The organism is Paenibacillus woosongensis, assembly GCF_009725165.1.
GTDB classification, from domain to species: Bacteria; Bacillota; Bacilli; order Paenibacillales; family Paenibacillaceae; genus Fontibacillus; species Fontibacillus woosongensis.
The window spans coordinates 212,697-226,636 of the sequence record NZ_WNZW01000002.1; the positions used below are offsets into that span (position 1 = coordinate 212,697).

13 protein-coding genes are annotated in these 13,940 nt (G+C 51.7%); all 13 read right to left on the reverse strand.

The genetic code is table 11. The features are described 5' to 3' along the window. Window positions 1-19: 19 nt before the first annotated feature. Window positions 20-1,663 (reverse strand): response regulator, encoded by a 1,644-nt coding sequence (locus GNP95_RS07460; protein ID WP_330163304.1) that lies wholly within the window; start codon window positions 1,661-1,663, stop codon window positions 20-22. Between the two features lie 41 nt (window positions 1,664-1,704). Continuing rightward, complete coding sequence (locus tag GNP95_RS07465) at window positions 1,705-2,535, reverse strand: carbohydrate ABC transporter permease (protein ID WP_155610236.1); 831 nt, start codon at window positions 2,533-2,535, stop codon at window positions 1,705-1,707. Then, window positions 2,535-3,419, reverse strand: coding sequence for a carbohydrate ABC transporter permease (locus GNP95_RS07470; protein ID WP_155610237.1), 885 nt, complete (start codon window positions 3,417-3,419; stop codon window positions 2,535-2,537). Before GNP95_RS07470 ends, GNP95_RS07465 begins: the two co-directional genes overlap by 1 nt. Window positions 3,420-3,519: 100 nt before the next feature. After that, window positions 3,520-4,887, reverse strand: a complete 1,368-nt coding sequence (locus GNP95_RS07475; RefSeq protein ID WP_330163305.1) for an ABC transporter substrate-binding protein — start codon at window positions 4,885-4,887, stop codon at window positions 3,520-3,522. A 211-nt stretch (window positions 4,888-5,098) separates the two neighbouring features. Next, window positions 5,099-5,893 carry a formate/nitrite transporter family protein gene (locus GNP95_RS07480; protein WP_155610238.1) on the reverse strand — a complete coding sequence of 265 codons (795 nt, stop codon included), beginning with the start codon at window positions 5,891-5,893 and terminating at the stop codon, window positions 5,099-5,101. Window positions 5,894-5,951: 58 nt separating this feature from the next. Continuing rightward, the gene (nirD, locus tag GNP95_RS07485) at window positions 5,952-6,275 is read right to left on the reverse strand and encodes a nitrite reductase small subunit NirD (RefSeq protein WP_155610239.1); all 324 of its coding nucleotides are present in this window, start codon (window positions 6,273-6,275) and stop codon (window positions 5,952-5,954) included. 21 nt (window positions 6,276-6,296) lie between these two features. Continuing rightward, the gene (gene nirB / locus GNP95_RS07490) at window positions 6,297-8,726 is read right to left on the reverse strand and encodes a nitrite reductase large subunit NirB (protein WP_155610240.1); all 2,430 of its coding nucleotides are present in this window, start codon (window positions 8,724-8,726) and stop codon (window positions 6,297-6,299) included. A 239-nt stretch (window positions 8,727-8,965) separates the two neighbouring features. Next, window positions 8,966-9,676 (reverse strand): hypothetical protein, encoded by a 711-nt coding sequence (locus tag GNP95_RS07495; protein ID WP_155610241.1) that lies wholly within the window; start codon window positions 9,674-9,676, stop codon window positions 8,966-8,968. Window positions 9,677-9,882: 206 nt separating this feature from the next. Continuing rightward, window positions 9,883-10,455 (reverse strand): FAD-dependent oxidoreductase, encoded by a 573-nt coding sequence (locus GNP95_RS07500; protein ID WP_330163306.1) that lies wholly within the window; start codon window positions 10,453-10,455, stop codon window positions 9,883-9,885. Between the two features lie 58 nt (window positions 10,456-10,513). Next, window positions 10,514-10,831 carry a winged helix-turn-helix transcriptional regulator gene (locus GNP95_RS07505; protein WP_155610242.1) on the reverse strand — a complete coding sequence of 106 codons (318 nt, stop codon included), beginning with the start codon at window positions 10,829-10,831 and terminating at the stop codon, window positions 10,514-10,516. A gap of 252 nt (window positions 10,832-11,083) precedes the next feature. After that, window positions 11,084-12,052: a sugar phosphate isomerase/epimerase family protein gene (locus GNP95_RS07510; RefSeq protein WP_155610243.1), complete on the reverse strand. Its 969-nt coding sequence runs from the start codon at window positions 12,050-12,052 to the stop codon at window positions 11,084-11,086. A gap of 25 nt (window positions 12,053-12,077) precedes the next feature. Further along, window positions 12,078-13,157: a Gfo/Idh/MocA family protein gene (locus tag GNP95_RS07515; protein ID WP_155610244.1), complete on the reverse strand. Its 1,080-nt coding sequence runs from the start codon at window positions 13,155-13,157 to the stop codon at window positions 12,078-12,080. After that, the gene (locus GNP95_RS07520) at window positions 13,150-13,920 is read right to left on the reverse strand and encodes a sugar phosphate isomerase/epimerase family protein (protein ID WP_155610245.1); all 771 of its coding nucleotides are present in this window, start codon (window positions 13,918-13,920) and stop codon (window positions 13,150-13,152) included. Before GNP95_RS07520 ends, GNP95_RS07515 begins: the two co-directional genes overlap by 8 nt. Window positions 13,921-13,940 lie beyond the last annotated feature (20 nt).

The window sequence follows — 13,940 nt, forward strand, 5'->3', positions numbered from 1 at the left end:
CAAGCTGTTCCTGCGAAACTTATATTTGCTGCTTGTTGGAATCCGCACCCGCCTTCTCCGGCTCAATGCCGCTTCCTCGCTCCTCTTCCTGTTCCCGGTACTCCGTCGGAGTTACGCCGGTATAGCGCTGGAATACCTTGGAGAAATAACGCCTGTCGCTATAGCCGACAAGGACGCCGATTTCGGTTACGCTGCGGGAAGTCAACCTTAGCATCGTCTTGGCAAGCTCCATGCGCTGTTTTCGCAAATGTTCAACGAACGTCTCCCCGTAATGGTTCTTAAACAGATGACTGAAATAGCTAGAACTGATATTCAGGTGACTCGCAATATCGTCGACCCCAATGTCCGTACTCAAATTGCGCTGAATATATTCTCCGGCCGAAATCATCAGCAGCTCGCTGGATTTCTTATTGATCTCAAGCTCCCTGATGTGGTTCTCCAGCTCCGAGATCACGTTCAGTAAATCCTTCACGTTCTGACTGTGCTGCAAATGCTGCCACATCTTCCCCTCTTCCCGGGAGTTCATAAAATCAAGCTCGCGCATTTCCCGGAGCAGATGAATAATGCTATATTGCAAAAATTTCTCGATTCCCAGCGCCGAACGCTCGGAAATATGCGGCAAATTGGCCTTCAACTGCCCAAGCCCCTGCTCGACCTTCGATTTGTCGTACATTTTCAGACCTGAAGTGATTTCCTCAACAATCTGCCACTCTGACACCGCAGCCGCATCGCGCGCCAGCGCGTCCTCCGTCATAGGGAGCAGCTGTTCATGGCCCGCTTGCAGCATCAAGCCGCGCTGCAGCTTCATATACGTCTGGGATAGTCCCCCGATCTCCAGGGGCCCCTGCTCCCAAGCCAGACTGACCGTTAGCTTGATATGGTCCTTGACCGCCCGCTGGATTTCCCGGGCCCACTCCTGCATCTGCGGTGAGCTAGCGGCATTACCCGAACGCTCGAACTCCAGCAGAACGCACCACTCCCCCTGGCGCATTTGGACCACTATATAATGAGGCTTCTGGCCCGGAATCGCCTCCTGCAGCACATTGCGCACCGCAAAGTTCCACAGCTTACGCTCCTGCTCCGTCCATGACACGGTACGCTGCGCATAATCGTCCAAGTCTACCAGGAACAGAGCGTATTGAAGCTCCCTGCCCTGCTCCTCCTCCAAACCCCATCGGGGCACGTCAGCCGCAAAGCCCATCAGCACGTCGAACATCATTTTCTCGTTCGCGAGTCCGATCATCCTTTGCAGCTGCCGTTCCGCACAGCGCTTCTCCGACCGGCGCGAGCGGACTTCATCCGCAAGCTTGCCAATCGCCGCTTCCAGCTCCGTATAATTGATCGGCTTCAAAATATAGTCCTTTACTCCGTGCTGCAGCGCAAGCCGGGCATATTCGAACTCCTGATACCCGGTCAGCATAATAACCTCAGTCTCATAGCCGAGTCTGCGGATCTCCCGGAGAAATTCCAGGCCGTCCATCAGCGGCATCCGGATATCGCACAGAATGATGTCCGGCTCGAATTCCATGACCAGCTCCAGCCCCTTGACGCCGTTGCGGGCCGTCCCGACAAGCTCGATCTGCATTTCCTTCCAAGGAATCGCATTCTTTAAATGATTGAGTATAAGAGGCTCGTCATCAATGAGCAGCGCCTTGATATCCACAGAGCATTACCCCATTTCGTCGTTACCGTTCTACTGTTAATCTATCCTTTTACCCCTCCAGCCGTCAAACCTTCAATGATCTTCTCTTGCAGAATGGCATAGATCACCATGACGGGTACGACGCTGTAGACAATTCCGGCCGACATTTGCGCATAGTTAATGCTGAATGCGTCACGGAAGCCTACCATCCCCACTGGGAGCGTCTTAAGCGAGTCCTCGGAAAGAAAGTAATTGGCAAGCAAAAATTCATTCCAGTTGCCGAGAAAATTAACGATAAAGACCGTCACAAGCGCCGGAACCGTTAGCGGCATCACCACTCGGGCAAAAATGCCGGGAGATCTAAGCCCGTCCACGACGGCAGCTTCCTCGATCTCACTGGGCAGCGATTTCATAAAAGCCGTTAAAATGACGACCGAAAACGGGATAGAATTCGCCGCATAGGGGATGAGCAGCGCCCAGTGCGTATCCAGCAGGTTCGTCGAGCGCATCAAATTATATATTGGCAGCAGCAAAGCATTGCCCGGTATGAGTATGCCTAGAATAATGATCTGATACAGCATCGGGCTAAGCTTCGTGAACCGCATCCGGGTAAGCGCGAAGGAGGCCATGGAAGCCATAATGATCGTAGCTACCGCGGCAATGACAGCAATGTACAAGCTATTCAGAAAATAAGTGCTGATTTTCGCATTCACCCAGGCTTCCACGTAGTTCGACCACTGGAACTCTTTCGGAAAGCCGAACGGATTTTGGGCGATCGCCAGATTGTCGGTCTTCACCGATGAGAACAGCACAAACAAGAATGGATACAATATGACCAGCAAATAAATCATCAACAGGATATGAGCCAGGCTGCCCTTGAGTTTTTTTGTCATCAATATTCGATCCTTTCCGTTCTTCTCACTACAAGGACTTGATAAAGCGCAGTAATGATAAGCGTAAAAATAAAAATCAAAACCGCGATACTGTTCCCGTATCCGTATTTAAAGCTGGTGATGGAGTGCTTCAGCATATAAGTGGCCATCACCTCGGTAGAGCCGGCCGGTCCGCCCTTGGTCATAACGATAATGATATCCGCCGCTTTCATGGCTCCGGCGATCGAGAGCATGATGACGACCGACACGATCGGCATGATAAGCGGCATCGTGATCCTCATAGCCCGCTGGAAGCCTGTCGCTCCGTCAATCATCGCCGCTTCGTCCAGCTCCTTCGGAATGGATATGATTGCAGCCAGCACCATGACGATATAGAACCCTGTCCACTGCCAGGCGTTCGTGATCAGAATGGAGATCATGGCCCAGTTCCGGTCCGACAGCCAATAAACTTTGTCGATGCCGAATAGTCCCAGCACATTGTTGAACAGCCCGATATCCGGTTCATAAATAAATCCCCACAAAATACCGATCACTGCCGTCGACATGACGGAAGGCATAAACACGGCCGTTTTATACAGCCCCTTCAGCTTCTTGACGTTTGCGATCAAAAGCGAGAATAAGATAATCAGCGGAACTTGAATAAAAACAGAAAACAAAATAAAGAAACCGTTATTTCTAACCGACACCCAAAAAGCGTTTTGGCTCATGGACTTCGTATAATTTGCTAACCCGGTGAAGTTATACGTCTTGGCAATCCCGTTCCAATCAGTGAAGCTGTAAAATGCGGCATTAATTACGGGATAAACAAAAAATAATACGATACCGACAAAGGTCGGGATCAGGAACAACGCATACATCAGCGGACTTCTCATCGCCTTATTCATAGAAAACCCTCCAGCTTCTTACTTGGTTGTAACATGGCTGTGCTGTGAAAAGGAGCACCACCTGGATTAGCTGGGGTGCTCCACATGTCAATATAGGCTGTTATTGTCCGGCTGCATTCGCTTCGTCTTGTACTTTTTGCAGGGCGTCAAGCATAGCTTGTGGATCTTGAACGCCTTCAATGACGCGATGGATACCGCTGCTAAGCTCGGTGTTGACCTCAGCCTGCACCAAGGCATCGAACGCTGGCCATTTGTACTCTAGTTCATTCATGCGCAGAATGATTTCCTTAACCAGATCATTAGCCGCATTGGCCTCCAGATCTTCCTCATTCAAAATCATGGAAGGAAGCAAGCCGTCCTCCTTCAGACTTTGCAATTGAACTTCATCACTGTAAAAGACCTTAATGAATGTTTTGACCGCTTCCAGCTTCTGCGGATCTTCCGCTACCTTTGCGGAGAAGCCATAGCCGTTGTTCGAGTCAACCATCGAGCTGAAGCCGTCTCCTTCATTCAGCGGTGGCATGACGAAGAAGCCAAACTTGCTCTTGCCGTCAGCGCCCACCTCATCGTTGAACACGGAGGAAGCCCAGGAACCGTCGTACATCATTACGGCTTCATCCGTCAGCAGCTGGTTGCGCTGGCTATTGTAGTCGATGCCAAGCTCACCTTTCTTGAAATAACCCTTCTTCACCCATTCCTGATGCTTGCTCACGGCCTCGACCATTTTCGGATCATTCCACTTCGATTCACCGGTCTTGAATCCGGCCGTGAAATCTGCTCCGGCATAGTACGCCCACAGGTTATTCGTCGTCATGAGCGGTACCCAAGCATCCTTGGAGCCTTGGGCGAAAGGAACCTTGCCGTCAGCCTTCACCTTCTCGGCAAGCGCTTCCAATTCGGCTAGCGTTTTCGGGACTTCCAGCCCTTTTGCAGCAAAGTACTCTTTATTATAGAAATACCCTTCGATCGATCCGCCTTTTGGCAGGCCGTATATTTTGCCATCGTATGTCCAAGGATCCAAGTTGATGAAACGCTCTCTCAAGTTCAACTCATCCAGAATTGGACCGATGTCAAGGACTAAGCCTTCTTTCGCGTATACGCCGATATCCGGGCTGCCGAAGGCATCGAAAATATCCGGAGGATTGCCTGCAGCCATTTCGCTTCTCAGCTTGTCTTTCCGGTTAACCTCGCTGTCCACACCGTCAAGCTTGATCGTCAAACCAGGAACCTGCTCTTCGATCCTCTGCTTCACGGCCTCCAAGCGAGCCAAGCGGTTTTTGTTCGGTTCCCCGATTTCGATATGGCGCATTTTCAGCTCAAACGGCTCCGCTTTGCTGTTTTGCTGCGCATTTCCGCCATTGGCGCCCGTATTTACCGGCTCCACGGAATTGCTGCTTTTTCCGCAGCCCGCCACCAGAGCGCCGGCTACAAAAATCAGACTTAACATCATGATCAGACTTTTTCTCACTGTTTGACCTCCCTAAATAATTGAGTAGTATTGCTATGCACCCTCATTATAAAATAAGGCTTCCGGCCTGTAAGGATGACAAATCCACTATTAGAGGAGATATTTCTATGGACTTCATGAACCAGCGGCTTCGTCCGTCTTCATGCAAGCAAAAAGACGCCCTCCCAGCCAGTATCGGCTGACAGGACGCCTTATTCTGCTAACTGCTTTCTCATCTCGAAACATCGTTTTTCTTGCGCACTGGGGAGATAAACCAATAAGCCATGCCTACAAATACAATGCCGCCTACCATATTCCCTAGCGTCACTGGAATCATATTGTGCAGCCAGCCGGCGAGCGAAATCGTATCCGGATGGTTCGGGAGCAGCAGCGAGAGGCTGAGCAGCGTCATATTAGCAACGCTGTGCTCATAGCCGCTGGCAATGAAGGCAAAGAGGCACCACCAGATCAGCACCAGCTTGGAGATGTCATCCTTGGCGCGGTTCGCCATCCACAGGGCCAGACAGACAAGCCAGTTGCACAATATCCCGCGAAAAAACAGCTCTGATATCGGGGCAGCCATCTTCTTCGCTGAAGCAGCGAAAATCAAATGTTCCGGTCCGGCAGTCTTGAATAAGCCCGAACCGACGATGAGCAGGCATAGCGCCACTGCGCCCGCCAAGTTGCCGAGGAACACAATCGCCCAATTCTTCAGCGTGTCGCCTGGCGAAGTCCGCTTAGCAAGCGTACTGATCGTAAAAAACATGTTGTTTCCCGTAAACAGCTCCGAGCCGGCAAAGACGACCAAGGTGAGGGCTATCCCGAAGGATGCCCCCATGACGAGCGATTGAATGGGAGATTCCGCTTTGGCCAGCGGAGCGCCGAGACTAAAGATAAGTATGATCCCGAGCCCCACATAGGCACCGGCGAGCAAAGCGGATACAATGTATCGCGGCAGGCTCTCCCGCATCGCGTCCCTTTTCTTGACTGCCGCTTCAATAATGGCCTCAATATTTTGCGTATACATATCAGTTCTCTCCCTTTGCTCCCGTCATTCATTCAAGCTTGAAAACCCGGCTAATTTCCTATGCGCCAATCCAGACGCCGCCGTCCTCTACCTTCACCTCATATACCTTCACCTGTCCGGTATCCGGAGCTTGTACCAGCCCCGTCGTTAAATCGATCTTCCAATCGTACAGCGGATCATATAAATAGTGGCCCGACACGATACCCTCGGCCAGCGGCCCGCCCTTTGGGTGGGGATTCTTGTTCTCAACGGCATAGATCCGGTCGGAGGAATCGCGGAATACGGCAATTTGCTCGCCGTTTAATTCCACGATCCGCCCGATCTGCTTCATAAACATATCCAGCGTGCCTACATGGTGCATGGTCTCCTGCGTTGCTCCCATCTCCATTCTCCTCTCTGATCGTTATCCCTTCATTTCTACGCTATGGAACATTTTGCTGCGGCTGTCATGGTCATTCAGCATTTTTCTCCAAGGCTCTTCCGCCTGTTTTAAGGCGAACTCGACGCGCTCTACCAGCTCCCGGCGATGATTCAGATCGTCGACGGCAGCAGCCTTGATTTGCTCCAGGCCAACGCGCTCAACCCATTCCGAGGTGCGTTCCAGATAATTTCCGGTCTCCCGGTAATATTGGATGACGGCGCCGCATACCTCGATGAGTTCCTCATCCGTCTTCACCTTGCAAAGCGAATCCGCCAGACGGGCTTTAATGCCGCCGTTGCCGCCGATGAAGATCTCCCAGCCCCCGTCGTTGCCGACGATGCCGATGTCCTTCGTGCAGGCTTCCGCGCAATTCCGCGGGCAGCCGTTGACAGCCATTTTGAATTTGGCCGGATAGTCTATCCGCTCAAACTTGCGTTCCAGCAGCGCTCCCATGCTCATCGAATCCTGGGTGCCGAAACGGCAGAACTGCGAGCCTACGCAGGTCTTGACGGTACGCAGCGATTTTGCGTAAGCATACCCCGACGGCATGCCGAGCTCTTCCCATACCTTCGGCAGGTCCTCTTTTTTCACGCCAATCAAATCGAGGCGCTGGCCGCCGGTCACTTTCACTACCTTAACATCGTATTTCAGCGAGACATCGGCGATCTTCTTCAGATCCTCCGGTGTCGTTACGCCCCCGTACATCCGCGGAACGACCGTATACGTTCCATCCTTCTGAATGTTGGCGTTCAACCGTTCATTGACGAAGCGCGATTCTTTCTCGTCCTCATGGGTGTCCGGATAAATCATACCTAGGTAATAATTGAGCGCAGGGCGGCACTTCGAACATCCTTCCGGCTCATTCCAGCCGAGAACATGCATGACCTCTTTGGTCGTCTGCAGCCCCTTGGCTTTAATCTCGGCGACGATTTCGTCGCGGCTGAGCGTGGTGCAGCCGCAGATGCCCTGCTTCGCTGCGGTTTTGAACCCGTCTCCCAGCACATACTGCAGAATTTGCTCAACGACCGGCTTGCAGCCTCCGCACGAACGGGTTGCCCCGGTGCAGGCCTTGATTTCGTCCACCGTCGTCAGGCCCTGGTTCGTAACTGCGTCGATGATACTTCCTTTGGTCACCCCGTTGCAGCCGCAGACGATTTCATCGTCGGACATCGTCTCGACCGTAGCCGTTTTCTTCGCCCCGCTGCCGCAGCAGCCTGTGCCCATCAGCGTATTGTACAGCTCGTCGGTCATGGCCGTTTTTTGTTTGATCAGCTTTTGCAGCTCCGCCGAATCCGTGATGTCCCCATACAGGACGGCGCCAACCATAATGCCATCCTTAAGCAATATTTTCTTATACGTGCGCTTCCAATCATCCTTGCTCGCGATGACCGTATGCTCGGGTCCGTCAATAAATTCGCCGGTCGAGAATACGTCCACGCCGGAAATTTTCAATTTCGTAGATACGACCGATCCCTCATAAGCAGCGGTTTCTACTCCGCAAATATGCTTCGCCAGCACCATTCCCTGCTCGAAGAGCGGAGCCACGAGGCCGTAGCATACGCCGCGATGTTCATTGCACTCGCCTACCGAATATACGTCCTTCATCGACGTCTGCATGTAATCGTTGACGACAATGCCCCGGTTTACTTCGATGCCGCTGTTCTTGGCTACCTCAACGTTTGGTTTGATGCCTACGGCCATTACGACGAACTCCGCGTCCAGCACAGTATCGTCGGCAAAGCGAAGGCCGCTCACTCTCTCTCCGCCAAGCAGCTCGACCGTCTGTGCCTGCATTTTGAACTTAATGCCCTGGCGCTCCAGCTCCGCGCGCAGCATAAGCGCGGCCTGATGATCCAGCTGCCGCTCCATTAGATCCTCCATCAAATGGACAACCGTAACGTCCATGCCCAGTTGCACAAGACCTTTGGCAGCCTCGAGCCCCAGCAGTCCCCCGCCGATGACAGCCGCTTTCTTATACGTTTTGGCAGCCTCCAGCATCTGATTGCAGTCTGCAATATCGCGGAAGCCGATCACGCCTTGCTTGTCGCTGCCCGGAATAGGCAGAATAAATGAGTTTGATCCTGTGGCGATAATCACCTTGTCGTAAGGAACCCTCATTCCCTCTTCGGTCACTACTTCTTTATGCGTTTCGTCAATTTTTACGACCTTGGTTCCTGTGTGCAGCGTAATACCGTTGTCAGCGTACCATTGCCAGTCATTAAGAACGATATCGTCGATCGTCTTGCTTCCCTCAAGCACATAGGAGAGCATAATGCGATTATAGTTCGGATGCGGCTCGCTGCCGAATACCGTAATTTCAAATTGTGTTGTCAACTTCAGAATTTGTTCGACTGTACTGATTCCGGCCATTCCGTTCCCGATCACGACCAGTTTAGGCTTATGAGTATTCATATCGAGGAATGCCTCCTTCTTAACTTTGATCCTTTGTTTCCATTTCATGGTGTTATTATATAATTAAAATTTAAATGAGATTGTGATTACATTCACATTAATTGTGAATATTATCACAAGAACTGTCACATTTTTCTTTTCTTCCCGCTTGCATCCTGCATTTCGCGAAGTTCGGCCTTGCGCAATATTTTAGTCCAATCTTCGCGAAATGCAATCCCTTAGAGCAGAGGATCACCAAATTACATTCTGATCAGCTCCAGCTGCACGTTATCATGTGGTTTAAGGCGCATTTCCAGCCCGTTCTCCTTAAGCTCTTTATGATTTACCTTTAAAATCCACATTTCATGCATGCCTGGCTGTTGTCCATTAACAGCAATAATTTGCTTGTTGTTCAAATTGAATGTGACGATTCCGCTCATTCTCAGCAGATCCCTTACCGTAATGTTATCTTCATACCGCTTCACAAACTGCAGCCGTTCCCCGCCGCTAGCGACGCCATGATTTACGGTTAATATGATCGCTTCCTGCCCCGTCAAATCCCCTTCGCTGTTCACCGTCTTGACATAGACGAGGATAACGTCGCCCTTCTTCAGCTTTGTGCTCCAGTCCTCCGGCTTCAAGTCCTGCTTATTTAATTTCACGCCCCATTCCAGGGTCGTATCCAGCGATACATCCCCAACGGACAAGATGCCTTTGCCATCACTCGTAAGCTGGATCAGCTGGCTCTCCAGCGCCTGCCGCACGGTAAGTCCCTCCATATAATCAAAATGAATACTGCTGGTTACATCAGGAATCAAGGTGCTTCCATCGATTTTCAAAGTAATGTCATGTTCCTCTTGCTTATGTTCGACCGGAGCCGGAGGCTCTTTTACAGTCTGCGACGTACAGCCTGTCCCGAGCAGAGCGAGCATTGCGGTCAACATCGATATAAAAGCCATTTTATAGTTCATATCTGCACCTGCTTTCCATATAGGCCTCACCCGAGTTCTCTCTTTCTAGCATAACGGACTCGAATCCAGTTCTCAAACATGGATGCTAAGCAAAGTGTTTTAAATTGCATATACTATAGTACACCACCGACCATTTCTGCCAACAAAAAAAGGCCCCCTCTTCAGGGCAGCCCGCATAGAACAATAAAATGATAACTTAAACTTCGTTATTCGCTTTTAAGTATATCGTGGTCAACGTAGCGTTCGCCATTAAGCTCGCTGATTAATTCGATGGCTACCTTTGCTCCATCGCCTGCGGTAATGATCGTATGGACGCTGACGCCGGCAGCCGTGCCCGCTGCCCAGATCCGCGGCTTGCTCGTTCTTCCGGCTCCGTCCGTCTGGATCACCGTCTTGATCCGCGGCTCCGTGCCTTCCTTCAGTTCGAGCCCGATGGAGCTGGCCAAGTCGGTCAGGACACCCGTAGCCAGAATAATATGGGATGCTTCAAAGCTGCGGCCTGAATCCGTCTTCACGGTCACTTTCGAACCGCCATTCGTATCAATGGCCGTTACCTTCTCTTCGATGAATTTGGCCCCGAACTTCTCTGCCTGTTCACGTCCAATTTGCAGTAACTCCGGACCGGATATTCCCTTTGCTCCATAATGGTTCTCGATCCATGCCCGTTTCGTCATGCTCGTATTGCTATCAAGCACAAGGGTCTCCTTCCCTGCCTTTGCCAGGAACAAAGCTGCGCTAGCCCCCGCTGGCCCTGCTCCGATCACAATGACCTCAGCCACAAGTACACCCACTTTCGTTATTATTCGTGCCGCTCCGTCTCAGGTAACGGCACGAAGCTTAGTCGATCCATTTCTCGGCCCAGCATTGAACCTCGCCCATGACCGGCCCCAATGCCAGCCCTTTTTCCGTCAGTTCATATTCGATCCTCACCGGCGTCTCTGGATATACGTGACGGACGAGAATGCCTTCATTCTCCAGATCCTTCATCCGTTCAGACAGCATTTTATCGCTCATCGACGGAATCAAGTTGGAGATGTCCTTAAATCGCTTAGGCCCGGTCATCAACGAATGAATGATCAGTCCGTTCCAGCGCTTGCCCAAGATCGAGAATGCCGACTCGAACCGCGGACACAGCGTATGATGCGCATCTTCCATTGCTCTTCACCTCTCTACCCGAGTGAACTCGGAAAACCTAAAACTTACGTTTAGTTAGTATATATCAACCTTAACATATTTTTTACACCGTGAACACTGGGATAATATTTGATTATACCGCAAAAAGAGCGCAGAGTGAATCCGCTTTAAGTTCCATTTCTTCCTTGCCTTTCGTCTTGTTAGATACCATCTAACAAAAAACGGCTACCAAGGCGGTAGCCGCTATTTCTAGTATACTGCTTCCTTAACCAATTATACCCACCACATATCAGCGGCGGAATCCTCGATCATGATTCCCTGTAAATTGCGTACCGCCTTCGTGAAGCCTTCCTCAATCGACATCAATCCGTCTTCATGCTCGATGCTGATCACATAGTCGTAGCCGACCAGGCGGAGAGCGCTGATGATATCGCTCCAAGTCTTAAGATCATGGCCGTAGCCGACCGTACGGAACTGCCAAGCCCGGTCCATCATCGCTGTATACGGCTGCATGTCCGTGATGCCGTGCATATTGACGTTAACAGGATCTACGGAAGTATCCTTTGCATGGAAATGGTGAATTGCTCCGGCACGGCCCAGAATGGAAATCGCCTGTACCGGATCGATGCCCTGCCACCACATATGGCTTGGGTCCAGGTTAGCTCCGATGACTTCGCCCGCAGCCTCGCGCAGCCGCAGCAACGTGCCCGGCGTATGAACGGAAAATCCGCCATGAAGCTCCAAACCGATTTTCACATTCCGGTCAGCGGCATATTTTCCCCATTCCGTCCAATAAGGGATCACCTTGTTCTCCCACTGCCAGGCCAGTATTTCCTGATAGTCGTTCGGCCAAGGAGCTACCGGCCAGTTCGGATACTTGGCATCCTCATGATCGCCCGGACAGCCCGAGAACGTATTAACGACCGGAACCTCCAGCCGCTCCGCTAGCTGTACCGTCTTGACGAACGCATCGTGGAATTCCTTGGCAATCGCCTTCTGTGGATGCAGCGGATTGCCGTGGCAGCTTAGTGCGCTGATGATCATGCCCCGTGATTCCACCGCTTTCTTGAAGCGTTCCAGCGCCGCCTTGTCCTCAAGCAGCACGTCCGGGTTGCAGTGAGCATTGCCGGGATAACCCCCGGTGCCGATTTCCACGGCCTTTAGGCCCTGCCCTGCCGCCATATCCAGCGCCTTTTCCAATGAACGTCCGCCAAACAAAACGAGAAATACCCCTAGTTTCATGGTTGAACCTCCTTAGATCTATGGATTAGTCAAAATATACGGTCTTGCCAGTTCTCGCGGAAGTATAGATCGCCTCCAGAATTTCGGTGACTACAAGCGCTTGCTCCGGTTTAACGAGCGGCTCTTTATCCTCCAGAATCGCCTCAACCCAAGCTCTCGCCTCGCGAACGGCATCGGTCTCCTGCTCGCCGTCAAAGAAAGCTACGCCACCGGCGCCAAAGTCGACCTTCGTCTCGTACAGCCGGCTCAGCTTCTCGCCGTTGATCCGCAGGCCGTCCTTCATGTCCGCTCCGCCTTCCGTACCGCAGAGCAGCGTCTTCGCTTCGCCCGTCTCCACCACGTTCAAGGCCCAGCTGGATTCCAGCATAATGGTGGCGCCGTTCTTCATCGTAATGAAGCCAAACGCTGAATCTTCGACCTTGAACTCCTCCGGATTCCAAGGACCGAACGCGTTGGCGGCATTTTCGCGGCTGCCGAGCTTATGGAATACCGAGCCCGTAACGCTTTTCGGCTCATAGTTGTCCATCAGCCACAATGTCAGGTCAAGCGCATGCGTGCCGATGTCGATCAATGGTCCTCCGCCCTGCTTCTCCTCGTCCAGGAACACGCCCCATGTCGGTACGGCACGACGGCGAATAGCAAGCGCTTTCCCAAAATAGATGTCGCCCAGCTCCCCATCCTCACATAGCTGCTTCAAATACAAGCTGTCGCTGCGGAAGCGGTTCTGGTAAGCAATGCTGAGCTTCTTCCCGGTGCGCTTGGCTGCATCGAGCATTTGACGCGCCTGCTCTGCGGTTTTGGCCATCGGCTTCTCGCACATCACATGCTTGCCGGATTCCAGAGATGAAATCGTGATCTCGGCATGCGAATCGTTCGGCGTGCAGACGTGAACGACATCCACATCTTCCTTCAACAGCTCGCGGTAGTCCGTGAACACTTTAGCGCCTTCCACACCATATTCCGCAGCGGCCTTTTGAGCCCGCTCTTCTATAATATCGCAAAATGCGACCATTTGAACCTCAGACAGCTTAGCCAAGCTCGGCAGATGTTTGCCGTTCGCGATTCCACCGCACCCAACGATGGCTACTTTTAACGTTTTAGACATTGATTTTTCCTCCCTCTTGAACATAACCTTTAATCCATTCCATGCTTACTGCAATGCTATCCAGCGAATCTCCAGCGCAGTAATCCTGCTCTACGATGATCCACTTCACTCCGTCTGCAACAGCGGCATCCGCAATTGCCTTGATGTCGACGATTCCCCGGCCTAGCTCAACCGTTTCAGCAGATCCGTCCTCTTTCTTGACAATATCCTTCAAGTGCAATAATGGAATTCTTCCGCTGTATTTCGCTATGTACGCCAGCGGATCGAAGCCTGCATAGGTTACCCAGCAGGAGTCCAGTTCAACCTGAAGCAATTCCGGAGCGACGCGCTCATAGATTGCGTCAAGCACTGGCTGGCCGTCCAGCGTCTCGGTCAGCTCGAACTCATGATTGTGATATAGAAGCCCCAGACCGGCAGCAGCGCAGCGTTTGCCAATCGCCTTCAAATCCTCAATGACTTCAGGCCAGCGGTCGCGTTCGTCCTCCGCCAAGAAAGGGAAAATAAGATATTGGTTGCCGATCGCTTTGTTGAACGCAATCTCTTCTTCCAGCGCATTGCGCAGGCGGTCGTACGAAGTATGAGCCCCGATGACGGATAATCCCGTCTCCTTCAAGATTTCGGATACCTGTCCAGGGGTACGCCCGTAATAACCGGCAAATTCAACACCCTTATAGCCAAGTTCGGCTACTTTGCGCAGCGTGCCTTCAAAGTCCTTCTCCAAATGATCTCTAACCGTATACAGCTGCAATCCTAAATTCGCCATGTTCTCACCTCATATAATTA